Annotated in this window: 1 protein-coding gene; it reads right to left on the bottom strand. The window is 69.7% G+C overall.

Features of this window, described 5'->3' with window-relative positions:
* Positions 1-337, bottom strand: a 337-nt coding sequence (locus tag PUR56_RS43290) for an ATP-binding cassette domain-containing protein (RefSeq protein WP_329948124.1), incomplete at both ends; no start/stop codon positions are given.

Genomic DNA, 337 nt, shown 5'->3' with positions numbered 1-337 from the left:
GGGTTCGTCGAAGGCGATGACTTTGGCGTCGCCGGTGAGGGCGCGCAGGATTTCGACGAGTTGGCGTTGGGCGGGGGTGAGTTGGGAGCCGAGGAGGTCGGGGTCGAGGACTTTGTCGAAGCCGAGGCGTTTGAGGTCGGCCGTGATGCGGCGGCGTAGTTCGGTGCGGTCGAGGCGTCGGCCGGTTTTGCGGGGCAGGGAGCCGGCGTAGACGTTCTCGGCGACGGAGACGTGGGGGATGATCTCCGGTTCCTGCGGGATGATGCGGATCCCGGCGGCTCGGGCCTGGGCGGGTGAGGCCAGGTCCACCCGCTCGCCGTCGAGGACGACGTGGCCC

Origin of the sequence: Streptomyces sp. BE303 (assembly GCF_036290945.1) — a bacterium.
GTDB lineage: Bacteria > Actinomycetota > Actinomycetes > Streptomycetales > Streptomycetaceae > Kitasatospora.
Note: the sequence above shows the minus strand (reverse complement) of the source record. Positions and strands in the feature narration are given on the sequence as shown.